Raw genomic sequence first — 20,922 nt, forward strand, 5'->3', positions numbered from 1 at the left:
CTTCTTGTCGAGGCGCTCTTAGTCTCCTCTTCCAGGGAATCGTCCCATTCGCGAGGAGGCCGTCATGGCGGACGCATCACGTCGTCAGGGGGATCTGTTCGAGAGCCCTCCGACATAGAGCAGCATTCCAATCGAAGCCCAACAGCAAATGCTGGGAGGAGCTTCTGACCGAAGCGCTCACCGACAGCGCAGTCGAGGCACACGACGTGAACCGGGAGGACGGCGGTGAGCAATATCACACCTGAGCACCTTGCTCGCCAGGCCGTCGTCTACGTTCGCCAGTCGACGGCAGACCAGGTCATCAACAACCGCGAGAGCGAGCGCCGCTAGTACGGCTTGGCCGACCTTGCCCGGCAGCTGGGCTAGAGCGAGGTGGCCGTAATCGACGACGAACTCGGTCGCTCTGGTGGCGGCACCGCGCGTCCCGGATTCGAGAGGCTGGTCGCCGCCATTTGCGAAGGGCAAGTTGGCGCTGTGGTCTCGATTGAGGCCTCTCGGCTGGCCCGCAACGGTAGGGATTGGCACACGCTCCTGGAGTTCTGCGGGCTCGTTGGAACACTGATCGTCGGTGAGGATGGCGTCGACGATCCTCGCTATCCCAACGATCGCCTTCTGCTCGGCATGAAGGGCACGATGAGCGAGATGGAGCTATCTATCTTTCGGCAACGCTCGCTTGAAGCCTTGAAGCAGAAGGCACGCAGGGGTGAGCTCTTCCTCAACGTCGCCATCGGCTACCTCAAGGTCTCCAACGATCGGATCAACAAGGACCCTGATCGGCGCATTCAGGAGGCGCTCGCACTCGTGTTCACCAAGTTTGCCGAGATGCAGACACTGCGCCAGATCCACCTCTGCTTACGGCAGGAGCGAATCACTTTGCCCGGGGGTCGGCCATGGCCCCGAGGGGCGCCACGTCGAATGGAAGTTACCCGTGTACAATACGATCTACCACATCCTGACCAATCCCGCCTATGCTGGCGCCTATGTCTTCGGGCGCTCGGGCAGTCGAGTGACGATCGAGGCCGGCCGCAAGAGGATCGTGCGGGGCTTCCGGCGCGAGCGCAACGACTGGGAGGTTTTGATCAAGGACCACCATGAGGGCTACATTACGTGGGCGGAGTTCGAGAAGAATCAGGGCCTGATCACCGACAACGCCAACGGAAAAAGCTTCATGAGTCGAGGCTCGGTTCGCAGCGGCGAAGGCCTGCTCGCGGGTTCTTCGTTGCGGCCACTGCGGCAGCAAACTTCACGTTACCTACAGCGGTACGCACAGTACTGTCGGGCGGTATCATTGCCGCGGTAGCCAGATCAACCATGGTGGAGACCCGTGCATCTCATTAGGCGGTCTGCGCGCGGATCGCGCGATCAGCGCGGGGGTCATCGCGCGGCTGCAGCCGCTGGGTATACGGGCGGCGCTGGCGACCATGGAAGCGCGCGGCCGTGAACACGCCGACAAGCTGCGTCAGCTCGAGTTGACTCTGGAGCAGGCACGCTACGAGGCAACTCGCGCTCGTCGGCGATACGAGGCTGTCGAGCCGGACAATCGCCTTGTTGCCGGCGAGCTGGAGCGGCGCTGGAACGAACGCCTGGTCACTGTCCGCGAGCTTGAGGGCGAGCGCGACACGTTGTTGGCTACGCCGGAGATGACGTTGAGCGACATCGATCGCGATCGGTTACTTGCGCCTGGTTCCGAACTCAAGAGAGCTTGGGAAAGTCCGGGTGCAACAGCTGCGACGCGCAACAGGATCATCCGAAGCTTGATCAATGAGATCGTTGTGCGCATCCGCGACGAGGTGCTGGACTTGATTGTCCACTGGCATGGCGGCGATTACACGGCATTGCAGGTGAGGAGGAACCGCACCGGCGAGCACCGCGGCGGATGTGGTCGATCTCGTTCGTGTCCTCGCGCGTCAGATGCCCGACAGCACCATCGCCGCGGTTCTCAACCGCGTCAGTAGGTCGACAGGGCGTGGCAACAGTTGGGCCCGCGTCCGCGTTCGCAGTCTGCGCAACCAACACGCCATCGCGGCCTACCGAGAGGACGAGCGCGCCCAGCTGCGTTGAAAGTCAGTCCTTCGACGGTTCGCCGTCTGATCGAAGAACAGAGCTTGGCTGCGCAGCAGCTGTGCAAAGGCGCACCGTGGATGGTCAAAGCGGTTGATCTGGAACATCCCCAAGTCAAGGGCGCGGCGGTTCCGGCGGCCATCGTCTGGCGATCCGGGTCAAAAAGAACTTCAACTCCAAGGGGGTAGCGAGATGGGCAGCATGAACCTGACTCGAGCGCGCCGAGCAGCAGCACGTTCTCGCCGTTGGCGATCCAACGTGACGCGGCCAGGTCGCGGATCTGCTTCGGTCGATCGACGGCTGCGCCTATGATCCTTGCGCACGACCTCGCGCTCGCACAGTAGGATCAGCGTCTCATGCGCCGACAGGTTCACGCGCGCCGTCTCGTCGGGCAGGTTGTCGAGCTGGTCGCGGATGCCGGAGAGCTGCGAGCGCGCCAGCATGTCCCCCAGCCAATCGATTGGTGCTTCGGTGACCTTCTTTGTACGCACCATCAGAAGCTCCCTCCGATCGTAGCTTCGTATTCGGCAAGAGGACGTAACAACGAGCGCAGTGGTGAAGGCGCCGGCACTGTCGGTGTCGCGGTTGCTGGTTGGCAGACCGCGCCATCGCGACAGGCAACCCCGTCGAGGTGGGCGAACTCGACGATCCGCAGCCGGCGATCCTCCGATTGCCTGTGACCGCAACCTCGCGCATGCCATGGTGGATGCGCACCTCGCCAGCCGCGACCGTCACCGCCACGCGCTCGCTGATCAGCCGCCAGGGTACCGTAGTTGGCCGTGTCGATCTCGACAGCACAATCGTTGCCGACGACGCGGGCCAGTTCGCGCGGCGATCCGAGCGACGCCGAGCGGCTTCGACCGGTGTACCTCGTCACACGCAAAGCGAGTGATCGGCGCCACGCCCGTCGTGCCGTGGATACGTACGTTCGCCACCCCGCCCTCCCACTCGGCGAGATGCGTCTCGAATGCCTCCCAGCTCGCGAAGGAATGCTCCGCGATCACGTTCTTCTTCACGTAGTGGACGCCATTCTCCGTCTTGCCCTTTGTGCGCGCCCGATACGGTGCGCAGGCGCGAGGACGGAAGCCCCAATGCTTCGCGAACGTGATGAGCTTGTCGTTAAACTGAACCGACCGGCTCACCTGTCGTGGCGCACCACGAGCGCGCGTGGATTGTCCTTCAGCACTTCCTCCGGCAAGGTCGTGAATGCGCTCTCGAGCCCAGCGAACCAGTGCTCTTGCTTTTCGGCGCGGGTCGCCACGAACACAAATGCTTTGACCTTCGCCCCGCCGATATCGACCAGACGCTCGCCGAAGTCGATCTGTAGCTGCCGCCCCGGGGGCGTCTCGAACCGGGTCGTCGCCAGAGCTTCGGCCCTCAGTGCCTGGCGGTAGGGCTGCACGGCGCGTCGCAGCGTTCGCCGGCTGACCGCCAAGCCGTTTTCGGCCAACAGGTCGTGACGGACCGCATCCGCATTGCCGCGATGTCGAATGAACCTCTCGCGCAGCCAGCCTTCAAGGCCATGACCCGCTTCGCCCGCTCAGGCGACTTGAAGGCTTCACCCACCCGCGCCACGTAGTCCTTCACCGTCTGCAGCCCAGCTGGCGCGCAATCCGCTTCAGACCTCACCCACACACCCTCAGGTGCAACATCTCCGTCACGTCATCCGGCGTATTCATCACCTGCCCCTGTGAATTACTCCACGACAAGCCTTCGATTCGTTCCTCGTTCATTCGCTCTCTCCTCGGCTATCCCAGGAGGGGGCAATTCCTCGTGACGTCGAGGGGGCAGTTTTCGATGGCGCGCGCGACAGCGAGCCGACTTTGTTTTATCAGTCTGGCTCTGCCCTTTGGCAGAGCTAGAAAGCCAAACAAGCTCGGCCGAAGCTGTCTTGATGGGAGAACTCCAGCCATCTTGGGACGTCAAACACCACGCGCCATGTTCGATGCGGAGCGCGTTTTCGTACGATCGCCGTCGCTACTGTCGATCAGGTTGGCAGCAGCCATGTGCACTCCACGACAACATACTCCGGAATGCTGTCCAGCGAGGACTTGCCGACGGCGCGAATTTGACGCGTCTGAATGCCAACGGGCGATCGAAGCGATTACCCCTTCTGGGAGTAAAGAGTCGGAATTCGGTGGAGGAGCTGGCCCGGACCTCAACGACGAAAAATCAATGGGGCCGCGAGACGATGCAGTCCCGCGGCCTCGCCACCGGAATTTAGTGAAAAGACAGTTTAAGTATAAAATCCCTCAGCCGGTGTTCTTTCAAGTAGAACACCGTGTTCCAACACTTGCCAATCCGGACAGCTACGGGGAAACGCGTGCAACCGCAGACCAATGCGGCCGCGAGATCGATGAAGAAGCCGGTAAAATTGACGGTTTGCCTGTCCTATTCGCCTGTCATAACGGGCGCCAAGCGTCGAAAGAGTGTATCAGCGAGCAGAGCTGTTTGTAGTCGTCGGCGTCGTGCGTAATGGTGATCCTGCGGGTGCCGTTTGACCGTATCATTGCTGTTGCGCTGATTTCCGCGAGGTTCGTGCATAACTGCCGGTTGCCGAGGCCCTCTTCAGCGTCATACGGCTTCCGTTCGCTTAAACCATTTCCTCGGTCAGCCAATGTAGTAGCCGCGCATGCGAAGCTCTGCCTCTCATCTATTGATGTGTTTCGCAGCCGGAACACACTACCGACACGATTGATTATTGCCTCACGCATCTCACGCGCATCGCGTGACGGAGACTTCGCGACGACCGACCTAGTGCTGACGCCAGAGGCCGCCACGCCAGCGGCCGGATCAGTCCCTACTCGCGGCTCGTTGCTGGGAAGTCCGCCCTTCAGATGGGGGTGTCGTAGGTGATGGGATAACGTTCTGGAAACGGCCCTCCTGCGTAGTCAATCTCCGCGGCGGGACGCACGCCCCGGATTTGCAGGATGCGGCGAACGATTTCCGGAACTTGGATGCGGCTGATCTGGTCGCCGAGGCAGGTGTGCATCCCGTAGCCCAGATGCATGTAGACCGACTCCGGCCGGTCGATCGCGAAGCTGGACGGCGCCGGCAGTTGCAAGCCATCGCGCATCGCCGACCGGGTCGAGATCAGCACCGTGCTGCCGGCCTTGATTGTCGTCGCGCGCAGCGAGCCCTTGGCTATCCGGTAATCGGTCCGGCAGTGGCGCACCACGAACGGATTGATCGGGTTGAAGCGCAGCGCTTCCCAGCAATAGCGATACATCAGATGGTCATTGTTGCTGCTGGCGACGTCGATGGCCTCCTTCAGGATCCTCGGGCGCTTGAACAACTCGTCGAGCAGCTGCACGATGGCCGCCGATGTGGTCTCAATCCCGCCGACCAGTGTGCCCATCATATTGGTAATAATGCGTTCATCGGCGAAGCCGATCGAATCGTCAAAATGGCTATTCAGCAGGCGGCTGAACACGTCCTCGAGCGGCGCCCCATTTTTCAGCTGCTCGCGCCGCTGCGGGAGCAGTTGTGTCAGATAGGCGCGCATCTCCTGCCCAGCGTCAATGTTGTCCTGGTGCACCTTCGGATCTTTGTCCAGGTTGTGAAACATGTCATATTGCGTCGCGCGCGACCAGCGGAACATCGAGGCCAGATCGGGGCCGGGAAAGCCGAAATATTCTCGGGTCAGCTGAATGGGCACCAGGCGCGACAACGTGCTGACCACGTCGATCTGGTTCTGGGTATAGATCTGCTTTTCGACAGACGCATTGGCGAGGCTGCGCACCTTCTGGCGAATTGCCGGCAGATCCTCCATGCGCATGAAGGCGCGCATGATACCCTTGTCGCGCTGGTTTATTTCGGTGCAGTCGCGGCCGAGCATGAAGGGGCCGACCGAAGGGTCCATCATTGGCGCATAGGTGACGTTGAAGATGTCGGGGCGGCTCAGCGCTTCCTGCACGTCGGGGAAGCGGGTGATGAACACCGGCCCCGCGGCGCCCAACGCCAGGTTGGGCCTGACGCGCCGGATGAATGCGAACAATGCATCCGGATGTTTGGCGATCATCCATTTCAGGAACTTCGCCGCCGGCCCCTGTTTCTGTTCCGCCATTGCTGCCGCACCCTAACTCCGAAAAGCTTCGCCTGGTCGGTCGATCCGGGCTTCCGTCCACCTTTCCCCCTGCGGGAGCGAGATGGTCTTCGCTATTGCTCCAGTTGGAGCTGACCCAATCAATTTCAGATCGACTTGAGGAACTCGATGATTGCGTTGCGCTCCTCCGGAGACAGCGCAGGGCCAATGACGCCCTCATGCTTCTCGTTCGAGAATTCGTGGCCGGTATTGCGATTGGCGGGCCTCGACGTATCGATGATGAAGTAGCCCTTGCTGTCGTAGGTCCTGCCTTCAGGAGCGACCGTCCGTGTCACGATACCGACGCGGACAGGATCGAAGTTGGGCTCACCGAGCAGGAAGACTTGTGGGCGCTCCGCAACCGGGCTGAGCAGATCGTAGATCGTCGGCACCGAGCCGTTGTGCAGGAACGGCGCAGTCGCCCATACGCCGTTCAGCGGACGCGCCTTATAGCCGAAACCTGCCGCGAGACAGTTCGGCCGATCGCCTTCGATCTCCGCTTGGACCGTCCCGGTCGACCGAAGCCATTCGTCGATGCCGGATTGGACCACGGCGCCGAGCGCAAGCGCGTAGAGTTGCATCGCATGGTCCGAGAGGTGGATCGTATCCAGCGTGTTGTCAGCCTTCCGTTGGCAGACATCGATGTCGAGGCCGAGTCCTGGGCTGCTCTGGCCCGCCCTGGCCAGTTCGCTGCCGGCGGTGTCCACGGTGCGATTGCGCAGCACGTCGCCCTGGGCCGGATCGGTGCCGATATGGCTTTGCTTGATGATCTTGACGTTGAGTACGGATTCCCTCGTCTGCTTCTCCTGCCCATCGCGACCGCGCCAGCGGATAGGGCCGAAGTTCTTCCAGAACTCCGCGTCCGGGGCCCTGCCGTGCACGATGTCCGGCGTCAGCGCTGGAAGATGGCAGCCGCTGCAATGTTTGTCGTAGAGTTGGGCTCCCACGGCGGCCTTGGCTTTGTCGATCGCAGGAAAGCTGTCGGGCCAGGCCGGCGCATTCAGTCCGGTGAAGGCTTTCGCCACCAGCGGCTGGTCCTTTCCAGCGAGCTGTTGTTCGATCCAGTGCAGATTATCGAAGGGGATGCTGCTGGCAAAACGTCCCCCCTTGGGCGGGGCGGTGAGGTTGAGCTCCGCCGAAACCCCCATCGCCTCGCCGGCATTGCGCACCAATGGCTGCATAATCGAGCCGTCGTACTGCACCCAATCGAACCATGACGATGTCCAGATGTGCGGGTAGCTGACAGGGGCGTTGAGGTTGACGTAGTTGCCGTAGCGCTTGGGGTCGAGTGCGAACACCTGGTTGCCGATGCGATTGAGCGCATCGAGGCGGGTAAACCCTTCCGTGACGTCGATCCCAGCGGGCTGATCGATCAGAGCACCAAGTATTCCATCGAGCTCCTTGGACAGTTGGACGCGTGTAAGATCGCTGTACTCGGTTCCTAAAACGCGCTTCGCGAACCGCCCGAAGCGACCGTCGAAGAAGGGTAGCTTTGCCGACAAAGCGGTCTGTGCGAGCGCAGCGCGGAGCGCATTTGTCAATTGACCGAGATCGGTCACGGCGGGGCCGCCTTCAATGACATAGCGCTTCTCTTTGAAGATCAGTTGGCCGGTATGGCACGCGGCACAGGTCAATCCAACGGCAGTCTCCTTACGCGAAAGTCCGCGGATCGACTGAAACGGCGAATATGCAAAGCCGATCGGCAAACCGTACTCATTGTTCTCGCTTTCGGCAGACTCTATGAATCCAAACCGCAGTAAATAGCGGTTGTCAGAAAACCGTTCTCGTTTGAAAAAGGGGATAGCGAAAGGCGAGTTCAGCGGCGCTTCCAGGGCGAGAAACCATGACAGCGGGATCGGTAAGGTCTGCGTGCCCTGGGCTTTATGATGGAATCGATCGGCGTCTTCGGCGTTCCAGCCCTGATCGAGCGAAACCTGCTCGCTCGCGGAAACCGGTTCAGGGAGAGCAGGCGGCGTCAGAGCTTCGATTGTCGCGCCAAGCTGGGAGCTGGTCATGACTGCGATCAAAGCAATGACCACGACGATCGCCAGAAGAACAAGAAAGCGTCGCCACCAAAGGCGCCGAATTGCGCTGGGAACTGTCGACATGGCTCCCCCGTGTCAGCGAACGGCCACCAGCAGAGAGCCGTGCAAACAGTAATACTACAACTACATGATCTTGTAGGCTTACCCCTGCTGTTGACGTCCTTGAGACGCGATCACTATTCTTTCTGACGTCACAATCGGTGGTCTGTGGAATGGGCGAACTTGACCGCATAACAAGAACATCTAGAGCGTTCGGACGAGCTCTTGTTCGAGCCGCCATCCCATCCTCGCGATCGAATTTGCAGTGACGTTGGGTCCGCTGTGGGAGATCGGGGGCTGTAATCCGCGGGAACGCGAGCGAACGGAATCGGCCGGGCGCCTGAGGGCAATAGGCTCGCACTCGGAGATCAGGACTCCGTAGGGCGCAATGACCATGAGCATACATCCGGCCACGCCGATCACGATGATGCAGACGGCGAATTCGAGTCAAGCAACGCGGCTACCATTTAACGGCTTCGTTTGGCAAGCACGATGACGGCGCGGCTGACCTGAATTAGCAGCATCGGCGTCAAGCTGTAGCCCGCGACAATGCTACACATCGTGAGCGTCGGTGGCAGACGTGGAAGACGTCGGTCATCGGCAGCCAGTAGAGAGGGACTGCGAGCAGAGGGCCGTACAGGCCGAGCGCAGCCAGACCCATGGATTGCGCGTGAACTCGTTGACAACGGTACCGGAGCGGCTGCTGCGCATGGCGACGACGCGCCAGAGTTGTGCGAATGCGACGGCGAGGAATGTGGTGGTGACTATGGCCTCGCCCGTCCAGCCGGGCCGAAACCGCCAGTGTCCCCGCGGTTCTCACGCTTGCGAAGGAAGGCCTCATATCCCTCCGGGTCACCCTCCTTCACGCGGTTCAGCGCGCGCTTAGCTTCCAGATCGGCGGACTTGCTATGACGCTGTTTGATCTTTTTACTTTTGCTTCCATCTCTGCGAGCTGTCCCGTTGCTGTTGGTACACTCTCGGGTATTGTCTCGAGCTTCGCGCTTGGTCGCGTCTCATCGAGGCCTTCGACGCACCAATTGGGATGACGAGATGCTGCGGCTCGAATTGAACGACCTTCTCGAAGGTGGGTTTGAGCCCCGCTCGACGATCTGCACGAGGCCGTCCAGGCGCTGCTCGACCATCCGCGGCGCGGCCCCGGCGGCCTGCTGCCCGCAGGGCTGATCCAAGCGACCAAGTTTGCATCGTCGCCGTTGAAATGGTTGAAGTCGAGTCGACGTCAGCATTGTTACCTCCGGAGACGTCAGCGTCGCGGCACCGGAAGCTCTGGCAGTATTCCGAAAACGACACGATCCCCGGCACCGACGACACCTAGCAAGGAATCGACTGCATGGCCCATCCTTCCGCGCAAACGCTCGGGTACTCACGCTAGTAGCCGTGTGCGAGCAGTAACGCCGTCGTGTTCTAGCTGCTGTTGTTAGTTGGTAAACTCACCGCCGTTTGTCGTGCTGGTGATTGCAACGCCGTTTATGCATGTTGTCAACAGCCGCGAACGTAAGCGGATCAACTTTCCGGACACGATGCAACCGCGGGCATAAATGCACGTTCGTCTGCCTATTTTATAAGGCAGGCCGATCGTCGCAGCCAAAAACTTTTCCGAACATCGAATAGCGGCGAACAAGCGTAAACATCGACACGCACTGCTTTGGCGACAATCAAAACGACCATCGACTCGTGCTCGTGACGATGACGAACGATGGTCAATCAAGCCACATCGGCATGGGATACTGAGGACGTGTCGCTTCTGCAATGCATGTGGAGCGCGGGCCACTAGGTGTCTGCGAGGGGTGGCGATGCGTATCTCGCAACGCTATCATCGGCAAGGTCAAGCGCATGAGAGCTCGCCGAGGCCAAGCAACGCAACAGGGACAAACGACGGCAAAGTCAGCAGCAGTCGCTATCGACTTTGATCCGGCGCTCGTGCAGGAGATGCTCGCCAAAAGATCGATGGCTATCACGCCTATCTCGCATCCGAACGCGGTTCGTCGATGGTGCCGTGTCGCAACATCCGCGAGTCGATCAGCAACGTCTACAAGGAAGCGAAAGCGCGAAGCTCATCGGCAACCCAACCATCGGCCGTCGCCCTGCGCGAGGGCAAGCGCCTCGAACAGCCGCGGCAGCCGCTGACAGAGCACGGAGCGGTTGTCGCGGCAGGCCTTGTGGCCCAAGGCGCAAGCAATCCAGCTCTTGCCGACGCCGGTCGGGCCGATGATGAGCAGGTTCTGATGCCGGTCGATCCACTCGACGGCGACGAGCTTTTGGAACAGCGGCTTGTCGAGCCCGCGCGACGCCTTCATGTCGATAGTCGATCCAGTCCCAATTGATCTTGCCGGCGTGCTGAACCAGCTCGTGCTCCATGTTGATGATCTGCTCGAGCATGGCCCGGAACAGATCACCTTCCTCCGTCGCCTTCGGCTTCTTCGGTCGCATCGGCTCCTTCCGACACGAGCGCCGAATCATGCCGTGCGATTCGAGGGAATCTCAAACTGCAAATTGCAGGTTCCGAGCTACCGCACTGTCAAAGCCTGCAATCACACAAAGTCGCCGCAGCCGGAAAAAAAGCGCCTCCAGATCAGCCCCTTACCTGTTCTTCACGGACGACTAAGGAGGCACGGATGAATCGATCCATGAGTCAAAAACCAGACGCACGCTTTACCGAGAAGCAGGGCCATTATCTGGCGTTCATCTATACTATTCGCACATGTTCGGACGGCCACCCGCCGAATCCTGCATCCCCAGAAGCATCGAAATCCTCGCGCCGCCAGAAAACTTGCCGATCCTAAGCTGGCCGGTATCAAACCATCAAAATCACTGTGACGAGCCACTAGCTAGTTTCGCCCTCACCTCGTGGTTAATCGGATGCGTGTGGCGAGAATAACATCAAGCCGAAAGAACACCGAATTCCAGAGTACGCCTAAAGGTTGCCTGGAAGATCGGCGCGAACGTTTGATCCGCGCCTTGGCGAGTCCGAGCCGTCACGGCGCAGGACAGCGCTTCTCTATCCGAGCGAACGGTCGCCCGCAGCGTCCGCGCCTTAATCAACTCAGGTGATATTTATTGAGTAGTTCGCCAAGCTCAGTCGCTTCAAGCTTTTTTAGAATGAGCTCGCGCAGGAACGCAGGTCCCGGGATCTCAATTTCATTTCCGTCGCGCAGTCTACCCATTGCTGCAAGCAGCTTGCGAATATCATAGGTCGAGTTGAATACCTCTGGCACGCCACGTTCAATCTTGAGGAGGATATACACGGCTTCCATCGCGGTCCGAACGGAGTATTCCGTCGTGAAGATACAATCCCGTTCACCCGACTCCGCGAACTGGCCGATGAAGGCGAAATTGACCGCATCTTTCGGCACAACATCTGGCCGATCGCCCGCCTGCCGCGGCATGAAGAAGGAAGTGACGTAGGGCATCATCACCGGGACCGTCTTGGCGGCCCCAGCGGCGAGTTCCGGTATACTCGCAACCGGCACACCGAGGTGATAAAGCCATTCTTGCGTGATTTCCTCGCCCGTACAATCTTGCATCGGTTTCCTCACGTAGTCGCCGGCTTTATCGACGAATAGCGAATAGACCCAGACGACGACTTGATCGCTGGGCTGGCGCTTGAAATGCGGCTGGCGATTTGTGGTCCAACTGAGCAACCAGCTCGAATCTTTCACCGTAACGATGCCTCCTGTGACAACCTTGCCGCTGAACGGATCGCGTTTGGCGATCTTGCGGATGTATGCTGGAATGCGTTTGTCCAGGGTCGTGATCGTCGCCGATTCCCATTTGCTTGCAGGAATATTGCCGCAAAAGACATTTGGGCGTCCAAAGGCCGCATCTTTGGCCGCAATACGCCGCCACAGATCCCAGGCGGGCGCCGGTCCTTCGTTGAGCCTAGCGGCCGTGTGATGGTCCCCCATGTCCGAGTTTTCGGTCAGCGACCCGATCGTCATGAAAACAAGATCGTCGGCGCCAATAATGAGACTGCCCTCAATGCCATTCTCCAGCCAGCGGATGGCTGTGGCTTGCTTGCGTCCACGCTTTATGTCGAAATCGATATCGGTGACTACGACCCCGTAGCGAAAATTGACGCCTTGCGCCAACAGCCATTTGGATAACGGCAGAACAAGCGATTCATATTGATTGTATTTGGTAAACTTCAGCGTACTGAAATCCGGCAGGCCGCCGATATGGTGGATGAATCGATGCAGATAAAGTTTCATCTCGAGGGCCGAATGCCATTCTTCAAAGGCGAACATGGTCCGCCAATAGAGCCAGAAATTGCTGTTGAAGAAATCTCTCCCGAACACTTCGTCGATGCGCTTGGTCTCCATCTGCTTACGAGTGGCAAGAAAAAGGGCAATCAGCTCTTTCTGGGCCTGTTCGCTCAGTGTAAAGAGGCCATCGGTATGAGCATCCTGCCCCTGTTTCACCGTCGCCCGCCGTAGTGTGTAGTTCGGATCATCCTTGTTCAGCCAGTAAAACTCATCGAGCACGCTGGCGCCTTCAAGTTCGAGCGATGGGATCGAACGAAACAGATCCCAGAGACACTCGAAATGATCCTCCATCTCTCTGCCACCTCGAATCACGAATCCCCTTTCCGGATCCTGACAACCGTCCAACGCGCCTCCCGGAACCGTCTGTCGTTCGAGGATGGTGATACGGTCGCCACGCATCTGCCCGTCGCGGATCAAGAAGGCCGCGCCGGAGAGCGCAGCCAACCCCGAACCAACGAACCAAGCTGTCTTGCTGTCCGCGCCGGCGGGTTTGCGGGGCCGAGCAAAAGCTTCGTAATTTCCACTGGTGTAATACATCGCGACATTCCATCTCGTTTGATGTGACAATCCGTCCGCTGATAGTCAGAAGATGTTTTCGACCGCCTGACACTTCTGCGGGACGCCGATCGTCAGACCGCCATCGACGACGATTTCGGAGCCGGTAAGATAAGAGGACTCGTCGCTAAGCAGGAACAAGACTGCCTGTGACACTTCCTGCGGCTCGGCTGGCCGCCCGAGCGGAATTGGAAAACCGGAAAGATCGATGTTCTCTGTCATCCGAGTGTTGATGAAGCCCGGATGGATAGAGCTTATGCGAACGCCGGACGCGGCGGCCTCCAAGGCAGCGGACTTCGTTATGCCCCGCACGCCGAACTTGGAAGCAACATAGGCGTGAAGCCCAGCACTACCCCTCAGCCCCTCAACCGACGAGATGTTGACGATCGAGCCTCCGCCCGCGCGGCGCATGGCAGGTAGGGCCGTCTGCATTCCCAAGAATACACCGGTGAGATTGACAGCCAGGGTCTTCTCCCACTGCTCGAGCGGGAACCGCTCGATGGGAGCCATACTCGCTATGCCTGCATTGTTGACGAGGCCGTGCAGCGCGCCGAACTTGCCCTCCGCAGCCGCGATCGCCTGGCACCATTCCCCTGGCTGGGCGACGTCTTGACGCACATAGATCGCGGATGGGCCAAGTTCGGCCGCGAAAGTCGCTCCTTCATTGTCAAGAATATCGGTGATCACGACTTTAGCGCCCTCGGCTGCCAGCAGGCGCGCATGAGCGGCCCCCATCCCTCGAGCCCCGCCGGTTACCAAAATGACTTTTTCGCTCACACGTCCCATAACTCTTGGTTCCCTCGATCAGTGGCGGTGCAGGGTTTTTCAGCATCAAAAAGGATGACGGGCATGTTGATCAAAATGGTTGAGAACGAGCATTGAAAGTCGGGCAAGCCAAGAGTTGCGGTCTGCACCACGCCCCGGACTCTTGCCGATCTGCCCTCTGCTACGCATCATCTTTGATGCCCAAAGCTTGTGCGCAGTACCCGTGTAAATTGGCGCTAAAGCACTTCAATAACGATTTCACGTCGCGAACATGCTTCCGCCGCTCAGGCGGTAGCCATCCTTTGGATTGTTGCATTGGCTTTGCCGAACTATCCCACCTTCTAGACGCCGACAATTTGCGACCGAATTTCCTCCGGTTTCGGAGATAGGATCGGTACCGGCGAGCGGAGCGATACCGGTGCCGAACGGTGCTGAGCTCCTTGTGGATCGAAAAGTGGGGCGCAGAACGCATGAGGTTCTCCTAAGACTTGCGAATTGGAGTATCCATTCCGTGCAATCGGCGCGCCGACCTGATGGGAAGTCAGCCTCACGTGACTCTTGCACAGGCGCTGGAGGTCTTCCGACTCTCCACCGAGACGGCGATGTCAGGGCCTGCGTTTTCGACCATGCGAGCGATAATGTTGCGCTGATCTGGTTTAATCGAGACACAATGGCGATAGCCATGCTGTTGCGAAAACTCGTGAGAGAGCCTCATCGACTTTCTGTCCGGATACTTGATCATGTCGGGCTTTCGACATCGCGTCGTCAATCGGACAAGCGAGCAAGGCAACAAAACAAGAGTCGAAAGTTGTCGGGTCACTCGTACGCAATTTGACGTCAGCCAGTGAGCCGTATAAACGGCACGAGGTGCCTGGCATCGACGTTGCATAACGACTGATAGACAAATAGGAATCACCCACTCGCCTTGACGTCATCATCGGTGAGCACGCTCCGCCGGAATGGATGCACAATCAGGCGCATCCGGCAGCACAGGACAGCTGCCGGCTTCTAGAATGGAAAAGGTCAAGCGTGTCGGATGTTTTCGGATCGTTTAATCCGGCGGATTGAGGTGCAAGGCGCAGAAACGGCGCTGCGGCCTCGCGTAGCGAAGATCGCTATCACCGGATCGATGTGCCGTACGGACTACCGAATCCACATCGCATCCAGCGCAATACAGTCGCTTCAGGGGCGCTTCAACAACCGGAGAGGCGCGGTGAGATGAATAGCTCAATCTCCAACCGCGCGAATTATTCTGAGATCAAGGAGGATGCGATGCCCGACGTCAAAGGCATTCCGCTTGATGCGCCTCTTTACCATGGGGGCAAAAATCGTGGCAGTGCGTTTCTCGGCTGCCAAGCCATAAACCTTATGTTCAGCGTGGGGCACGAGGCGAATTGTTTATTGCCGAAGGAGCTAGCACCTGCAGCAAACCCTGCAATCGCCATTGTGGGAGTCGCGAGCTATCGCTCAAGCACTGTCGGGCCATACTTGGAGTGCTATTCAGGAATTCAAGTTCGTGATCCCGACGGTGAGACTGGCTACTACATCCCTTACATTTACGTGACGGTAAATGATGCAGCTCTCGCCTCGGGACGAGAGGTTCTTGGTGCTCCAAAAAAGCTGGCGCACATTAGACTGATCAGAGAAGGCGGTCTAATTCAGGGTACGCTCGAGCGTCCGAAAGGCAAGCGCCTGCTGACCCTTACCGCTCAACCAGACGAGCGCATGAGCTCGGATTCGCGGCAGATGTATTCTGCGCGGACGAATTTCTACTCGGTTCGGCAGCTGCCGCCCATCATTGAGTCCGGGAAGGGAGAGGTCACGCAACTCGTCAAATGGTGTACGGACCGAACGTTGCGACGCGACGAGCGTGGCGAAGAAGTTCTATTTACTGGACCAACCTCCCTAACTTACGACTCCCCCTCGATTATCGATCCCGTGCACAACTTGACAGTTGGCCAAGCCCTGCTCGGCACATACGAGGAGTATGACGCAAGGCTCAAGGCCATTGATATCCTTTCCGAGGAATCAAACCCGGTAAACAGATGATCCACGAGCTTGAAGAATTCATCCAATCCTAAATTGCTGCCAGGGCTGTCGGCTTGCCAGCTGACGGCCGTATGTGGGGTTCACCTCCTCCCGGCGACTCATTTTGGAAGATGGTCGACAAGGCCGGCTTCAAGACCCACGTCTACAACAAGAATAGCGGCAATAAGGAAAAGAAGGCCGACGTGGCGATCGCCACAGCCATGATGGATGGGCGTTCAACATCATCGACAAGGACAACGACCATATCCTGCTGGTTGCCTCGTCAGAAGCAGACGAAAGAGCTGCGCCGGACATGTCGGCTACGGGCCGATTTTGTTGCAGAACTACCTTGAGGATCGGTGCGAACCGTGATTCCGTCAAAGTGAAGCGGCTATCGACGGAGAGATTCGATGATGGGGCGGCGCAACGGCGAGCAGGCTCATCTGTTCTATGCGTTCGACCTCGAGGCCGTAGTGCCGGACGACCATCAGGTTCGGCAAATTGCGGCAGTTCTCGATCTGTCGTGGGTGCGCGTCGAGCTTGCGCCGCATTACTCCAACACTGGCCGACCATCGGTCGATCCGGAGCTGATGATCCGGATGCTCATCCTTGGCTACGTATTCGCGATCCGCTCGGAGCGCGCACTATGCCGCGAGGTTCAGCTCAATCTCGCCTATCGCTGGTTCTGCGGCCTTGGCATAGAAGACAGGATCCCGGATCACTCGGCATTCACGCGCGCCCGCAACGAGAGATTTCGCGATCATGATGTCTTTCGTCACGTCTTCGAGCGCGTCGTCGCTTTGTGCATCAAGGCTGGCCTTGTCGGCGGCAATGGTTTCGCCGTCGATGCCAGCTTGATCGCGGCGGACGCCAATAAGTGCCGCTCGACGCCGGGCGATAAATGGCGCCACGACATCGACCCGATGGGGGCTAGGCGCGCCGTTCAGGACTATCTCGCCAATCTCGACGATCCAGCATGAGGTCGTGCCACCGACGTCGTGCCGAAGTTTGTCGCGCCGTCCGACCCAGCCGCGCAGTGGACTGGCGCACTGCGCAACGCCGCGTTCTTCGCCCACGCCGACAATTACCTCATCGACATCAAGTTCGGTATTATCATGGATGTCGAAGCGTCCCGGGCGATCCGCCAATCCGAGGTTGGCGCATCCCAAACGATGATCGAAAGGACTGAGAAGACGTTCGGCATCAAACCCGACTGGCTCGTCGCGGATACGGCCTACGGGCGGCCCAAAATCTCCACTTCCTGGTCGATGTGAAGGGGATCGCGCCCCACATCCCGGTGATCGACAAGTCACAGCGCGACGACGGCACGTTCAGCCGCGACGATTTCATCTATGACGAGACGCGCGATCAATATGTCTGCCGCAGCGGCAAGATCCTGCCGCGCACGCGGACCACGCGGAGATGACGCTATCTCGTATTTCTCGCGCGTCGCCGATTGCCGCGACTGCCCGCTCAAATCCAAGTGCTGTCCAAACTCGCCGAGCCGGAAGATCACACGCCACGTGCACGAGGCAGCGCGCGATGTCGCCCGGGCTATCGCCAAGACACCTGCCTACGATCAGACCCGACGAGATCGTAAGAAGGTTCGGATGCTGTTTGCGCACCTCAAGCGGATCCTGCGGTTCGACCGCCTAAGACTGCGTGGACCGGCCGGCGCGCGGTTCGAATTTACGCTTGCAGCAATAGCTCAGAACCTTCGTCGCTTTGCCAAGCTGGCGCTCCATCCACCCAACACGGCCGAACTATGAGTTGCGTAAGTGCGTCCGTCGCGTTGTTGCGTCAGGCATCAGTGCCCGGCCGTCTCCGCAGCCCATGCCGGGCAGGCGGCCAAGAGATCGCGAGCCCAAATTTTCAGATCTCAGCCCCGGCTGAGAGCGTCGATCCTACCGACTTCTGCAACAAAATCGGCCCAAAAGCGCAAACCCGCATTTCTCTGCAGCTCGCTTCGCCCGCCGCAACGTGCTTTCAAGAAAAACGACATAGCAGTTGACTCTTTCTGAATACACTTTCCGATGGCGCGGACTTGATGATGCGCCTAAATGGTTTGCGATGCGCAATACGGCGCGGCGCGATATCGCCGCGGGGAGGCAACATGGGCAACGCCCTTGTTGTACACGCGAAACGCCTGCCTCAGTCGCAAAAAGCGCTACGGGCGGCGCAGTATGTCCGCATGTCGACGGATTATCAGCAATACTCGATTGAGAATCAGGCAGTGGTCATCGCGACCTATGCCGAACTTCACAAGCTAACCATCGTCCGCACCTATCGTGACGAGGGAGAAAGCGGCCTCAAAATCGAAAACCGGGGGGGCCTTACCGAACTGGTTGAAGACGTGCAACCGGACGCGCTGACTTCGCTCATCTGCTTGTCTTCGACGTGAGCCGGTGGGGACGCTTTCAGGACGTTGACGAGAGCGCGCACTACGCGTTCATCTGCCGCAAGTCGGGCGTCAAGGTTGCTTGTTGCGCGGAACAATTCGACAATGACGGAAGCGTTCTCGCCAGCATCATGAAGAATATTAAGAGAGTGATGGCGGCTGAGTTCAGTCGGGAACTCTCCGCCAAAGTTTTCGCAGGGTTAGTCCGACTGACGCATCGCGTCTTCAAAATGGGCGGCCCTACGGCTTACGCGTTGCAACGATGTCTCGTCGACGATCAATGCAGGCCGAAGGGCATTTTAACGATCGGCCAGCGCAAATCTTTGCTTACCGACCATGTCAAGCTCATCCCCGGCGCGCCCGATCAAGTCGAGATCGTGAATTGGATTCTCCACGAATATCTCCGTCACAAATCGCAGGCCACCATTGCCCGAGAGCTCAACCAGCGAGGGATCTTGAATAGCCAGGGAAGACCGTGGCTTGGAAAGGCTGTCGGTGACCTCCTCCGGAACCACGCTTATATCGGCGTTCTGACCTACAATCGCAAAAGCAGGAAACTTGGCGCCAAGGTCACGCGCAACCCAAGGGAGCTCTGGATCAGAAAAGAGAATGCCATCCAACCTATCGTCCATCGCGACGCATTCCGGCGCGCGCAAAAGATTATGCGTGAGGGGCGCGTCAGCATTCCCGAAGAGGAAATGTTGCTTCGGCTTCGTAAGGTCCTGATGAAGAAAGGCAGGCTTAGTAAGACGATCGTCAAGTCAAGTCCAGGCCTGCCGTCCATGTCCTCGTATCTTTTGCACTTCGGCGCGCTGCGGAACATCTATCGTCTCATCGGGTACAACGGCAATCAAGGATGGTTTGACAAATACGCCGCGCACCAACGATGGGCCGCCCTTCAGCTTAGCAATGCTGCTCGCCTTCGAGACGCTTTTAAGAGACTTGGTCGCCGTGCCACCCTCAATGCTTCGACTGAATGTCTTCGAATCGATAATGCCGTGAATGTCGTCTTTCGGGTCGCGAGATGCCGCAACTATGAAAACCGGCCCTTGCGCTGGACGCTGCAATACCGCGTGAGGTGGCCGAAGGGATGGGTTGTCGCGGTTCGGCTGGACGAGAAGAACGAAGCGATCTTCGACTATGTCTTGATGCCCTCGGCGTGGCTCACCTTCAGTCGAAGCATGTTCTGGTTCTCCAAGGAAGTCTATAAGGGCCACACCATAAACCGATTTGACACGTTTGAAGCGCTGTCACGCTTCCTCATCGAATGCATCGGCAAGGAAAAGCCCTCGTGAGTCTAACACCGCAGATGAAGAAGCCGTTGAAGGCGGCAACTCGCCACGCGACATCGCAGCTGCCTTGAACAAGATAGGCGTACCCGGGCCACGTGGCGGGGCCTGAAACGACTCGACCATTGACCGTAGCCGCAAGCGCTTGAACGGCATCCTTCAGAATGAGCTGTACGCCGGGCCCATCATCTGGAACCGCCAAAGGTTCATCAAAGACCCGGAGACCGGCAAGCGCATCAGCCGCGAAAACCCGCGCGAGCAGATGACTGCTAAGCCAAAAGATCTGCACGCGCACTGTGATAACCGGACACGGTGCCGCGCGAAGCGATTCAAGCCACGGTTCCAAAGGGCATCGAGGAGAACGCGGTCTGCTGAGATCACGCGTCGGTTTCTTCAAGCTCGGCAACACGCTTGCGCAGCGCGGCGACTTGGTGACGCAGCATGCATATCTCGTCGCCAGCCCAATAGACGCCGCGCTGGGCGATTTCCTTGCGAACGTCGTCCGCTTCCGCGATCTCGCGGCGGATGACGCTGTCGAAGGCTTCGATGATCAGGTCTCGCACGGGTTATTACCACCTTTTAGAAGCGTGCCGGGGCCATCAGATGCCGGCTTTTGCCGGCCGCGTTGCTCAAATGCGTAGAGCGCTCCCTACGGAGCGCTCTACGATCGTCAGTTACGCCTTCGGCAAACTGCCGGCGCGCAAGATGGCTTCGCATCTTGCTCGGACGCTTTGATGCTCGGTGCGCATGTGCATCGAGTAGTTTTCCTCAAGCCCAAGGAAGAGGTCTTCAACCGCTCCGGAGCCGCGTGCATTTTCGAGATCCTTTTCGACCCGTGCCAAAATCTTCAACTCTTTGGCGCAAGCTCTGTCTGCCTTCTGTTTTGTTACCGCTTTCACTGTGGTTTTCTCCGTCGATCTTTCTGAGGTCGAGATAGTCGTCCGGAGCCAGAAATAAGCAACGACAGGCGCTCCCTCGCGCCGTTAGGCTTGCGTCACTGGACATACGCGCGAGGACTCAGGACTCTGGGGAAAACGATTACGCCTGCCGTACGAGGTTTTCTGGACCTCATTGCGACGATAGGAAATGCGGTTCGGCCACGTCAACGTTTACGTTGTATTGTTTTGTATAACACGTATTGAGCCATTAATTATATCGACGCGCAAAGGTGCACCGTGTTTGAATCGCGCGATGAAGCGCAGATCAAACCGAACTCGCAGATGTGGACGGAGAGAGAAGCTGCTCAACTGCTGCGTTGCTCGACGAGCCACGTGAGACATCTGCGGCTCACTCGTCAGCTCGGGTGTTATCCAGGCCGCCCCGGCCTCTCACAAGCCGATCTGGAAGTATACGTCGCGGCAGTGAAGATCATCAGAGT

14 protein-coding genes and 4 pseudogenes are annotated in these 20,922 nt (G+C 58.8%); 9 read left to right on the forward strand and 9 right to left on the reverse strand.

All coding sequences use genetic code 11. The features are described 5' to 3' along the window. Positions 1-372: 372 nt before the first annotated feature. The 3 genes and pseudogenes from I6F17_RS37645 to I6F17_RS34705 all read left to right on the forward strand — a co-directional run. Positions 373-648: pseudogene (locus tag I6F17_RS37645) on the forward strand (recombinase family protein); the annotation flags it as partial. Between the two features lie 280 nt (positions 649-928). Continuing rightward, a pseudogene (locus I6F17_RS38000) lies at positions 929-1,087 on the forward strand (recombinase family protein); the annotation flags it as partial. A gap of 334 nt (positions 1,088-1,421) precedes the next feature. Beyond that, positions 1,422-1,955 (forward strand): transposase, encoded by a 534-nt coding sequence (locus I6F17_RS34705; protein ID WP_225130554.1) that lies wholly within the window; start codon positions 1,422-1,424, stop codon positions 1,953-1,955. A 276-nt stretch (positions 1,956-2,231) separates the two neighbouring features. On the opposite strand, the gene I6F17_RS34710 is transcribed toward I6F17_RS34705, so the two are convergent. Further along, positions 2,232-2,555 (reverse strand): hypothetical protein, encoded by a 324-nt coding sequence (locus tag I6F17_RS34710; protein ID WP_225130555.1) that lies wholly within the window; start codon positions 2,553-2,555, stop codon positions 2,232-2,234. A 98-nt stretch (positions 2,556-2,653) separates the two neighbouring features. Here I6F17_RS34710 and I6F17_RS34715 point away from each other — a divergent pair, with 98 nt between their 5' ends. Beyond that, positions 2,654-2,953 carry a hypothetical protein gene (locus I6F17_RS34715; RefSeq protein WP_225130556.1) on the forward strand — a complete coding sequence of 100 codons (300 nt, stop codon included), beginning with the start codon at positions 2,654-2,656 and terminating at the stop codon, positions 2,951-2,953. A gap of 246 nt (positions 2,954-3,199) precedes the next feature. On the opposite strand, the gene I6F17_RS34720 is transcribed toward I6F17_RS34715, so the two are convergent. The 6 genes and pseudogenes from I6F17_RS34720 to I6F17_RS34745 form a co-directional block, all read right to left on the reverse strand. After that, positions 3,200-3,511, reverse strand: coding sequence for a hypothetical protein (locus I6F17_RS34720; protein WP_109141577.1), 312 nt, complete (start codon positions 3,509-3,511; stop codon positions 3,200-3,202). A 1,383-nt stretch (positions 3,512-4,894) separates the two neighbouring features. Continuing rightward, positions 4,895-6,127 carry a cytochrome P450 gene (locus tag I6F17_RS34725; RefSeq protein WP_109141578.1) on the reverse strand — a complete coding sequence of 411 codons (1,233 nt, stop codon included), beginning with the start codon at positions 6,125-6,127 and terminating at the stop codon, positions 4,895-4,897. A 125-nt stretch (positions 6,128-6,252) separates the two neighbouring features. Next, positions 6,253-8,253, reverse strand: coding sequence for a cytochrome c (locus I6F17_RS34730; RefSeq protein WP_109141579.1), 2,001 nt, complete (start codon positions 8,251-8,253; stop codon positions 6,253-6,255). Positions 8,254-10,316: 2,063 nt separating this feature from the next. Then, positions 10,317-10,550 (reverse strand): annotated as a pseudogene (locus I6F17_RS34735) (ATP-binding protein); the annotation flags it as partial. A gap of 735 nt (positions 10,551-11,285) precedes the next feature. Further along, on the reverse strand, positions 11,286-13,046 hold the full coding sequence (locus I6F17_RS34740) for an oleate hydratase (protein WP_109141580.1): 1,761 nt from the start codon (positions 13,044-13,046) through the stop codon (positions 11,286-11,288). Between the two features lie 45 nt (positions 13,047-13,091). Next, entirely contained in the window at positions 13,092-13,850 is a 759-nt protein-coding gene (locus tag I6F17_RS34745; RefSeq protein ID WP_109141581.1) for a glucose 1-dehydrogenase, read from the reverse strand. A gap of 1,251 nt (positions 13,851-15,101) precedes the next feature. Between I6F17_RS34745 and I6F17_RS34750 the strand changes: the two genes are divergently transcribed. From I6F17_RS34750 to I6F17_RS34770, 5 genes and pseudogenes are all read left to right on the forward strand, one after another. Next, the gene (locus tag I6F17_RS34750; RefSeq protein ID WP_109145496.1) at positions 15,102-15,878 is read left to right on the forward strand and encodes an acetoacetate decarboxylase family protein; all 777 of its coding nucleotides are present in this window, start codon (positions 15,102-15,104) and stop codon (positions 15,876-15,878) included. A 110-nt stretch (positions 15,879-15,988) separates the two neighbouring features. Beyond that, complete coding sequence (locus I6F17_RS34755) at positions 15,989-16,210, forward strand: hypothetical protein (protein ID WP_225130557.1); 222 nt, start codon at positions 15,989-15,991, stop codon at positions 16,208-16,210. Positions 16,211-16,267: 57 nt separating this feature from the next. Then, positions 16,268-17,626 (forward strand): annotated as a pseudogene (locus I6F17_RS34760) (IS1182 family transposase). Between the two features lie 344 nt (positions 17,627-17,970). After that, entirely contained in the window at positions 17,971-18,258 is a 288-nt protein-coding gene (locus tag I6F17_RS34765; protein WP_225130558.1) for a recombinase family protein, read from the forward strand. A gap of 128 nt (positions 18,259-18,386) precedes the next feature. Further along, positions 18,387-19,550: a recombinase family protein gene (locus I6F17_RS34770; protein WP_225130560.1), complete on the forward strand. Its 1,164-nt coding sequence runs from the start codon at positions 18,387-18,389 to the stop codon at positions 19,548-19,550. A gap of 371 nt (positions 19,551-19,921) precedes the next feature. Here I6F17_RS34770 and I6F17_RS34775 read toward each other — a convergent pair whose 3' ends face one another. Both I6F17_RS34775 and I6F17_RS34780 read right to left on the reverse strand, forming a co-directional pair. Continuing rightward, positions 19,922-20,107 carry a hypothetical protein gene (locus I6F17_RS34775; RefSeq protein ID WP_109141583.1) on the reverse strand — a complete coding sequence of 62 codons (186 nt, stop codon included), beginning with the start codon at positions 20,105-20,107 and terminating at the stop codon, positions 19,922-19,924. A 111-nt stretch (positions 20,108-20,218) separates the two neighbouring features. After that, the gene (locus I6F17_RS34780) at positions 20,219-20,443 is read right to left on the reverse strand and encodes a hypothetical protein (protein ID WP_109141584.1); all 225 of its coding nucleotides are present in this window, start codon (positions 20,441-20,443) and stop codon (positions 20,219-20,221) included. Positions 20,444-20,922: the final 479 nt, after the last annotated feature.

The organism is Bradyrhizobium sp. NBAIM18 (assembly GCF_020193825.1).
Classification (GTDB): domain Bacteria; phylum Pseudomonadota; class Alphaproteobacteria; order Rhizobiales; family Xanthobacteraceae; genus Bradyrhizobium; species Bradyrhizobium yuanmingense.

What these genes read in the sequence shown, in the direction of transcription:
- I6F17_RS34745 (WP_109141581.1), bottom strand. Translation starts at nt 13,850, where the DNA reads ATGGGACGTGTGAGCGAAAAAGTCATTTTGGTAACCGGCGGGGCTCGA.
- I6F17_RS34730 (WP_109141579.1), bottom strand. Translation starts at nt 8,253, where the DNA reads ATGTCGACAGTTCCCAGCGCAATTCGGCGCCTTTGGTGGCGACGCTTT.
- I6F17_RS34770 (WP_225130560.1), top strand. Translation starts at nt 18,387, where the DNA reads ATGAAGAATATTAAGAGAGTGATGGCGGCTGAGTTCAGTCGGGAACTC.
- I6F17_RS34740 (WP_109141580.1), bottom strand. Translation starts at nt 13,046, where the DNA reads ATGTATTACACCAGTGGAAATTACGAAGCTTTTGCTCGGCCCCGCAAA.
- I6F17_RS34750 (WP_109145496.1), top strand. Translation starts at nt 15,102, where the DNA reads ATGCCCGACGTCAAAGGCATTCCGCTTGATGCGCCTCTTTACCATGGG.
- I6F17_RS34725 (WP_109141578.1), bottom strand. Translation starts at nt 6,127, where the DNA reads ATGGCGGAACAGAAACAGGGGCCGGCGGCGAAGTTCCTGAAATGGATG.
- I6F17_RS34710 (WP_225130555.1), bottom strand. Translation starts at nt 2,555, where the DNA reads ATGGTGCGTACAAAGAAGGTCACCGAAGCACCAATCGATTGGCTGGGG.
- I6F17_RS34765 (WP_225130558.1), top strand. Translation starts at nt 17,971, where the DNA reads ATGGGCAACGCCCTTGTTGTACACGCGAAACGCCTGCCTCAGTCGCAA.
- I6F17_RS34705 (WP_225130554.1), top strand. Translation starts at nt 1,422, where the DNA reads ATGGAAGCGCGCGGCCGTGAACACGCCGACAAGCTGCGTCAGCTCGAG.
- I6F17_RS34755 (WP_225130557.1), top strand. Translation starts at nt 15,989, where the DNA reads ATGGTCGACAAGGCCGGCTTCAAGACCCACGTCTACAACAAGAATAGC.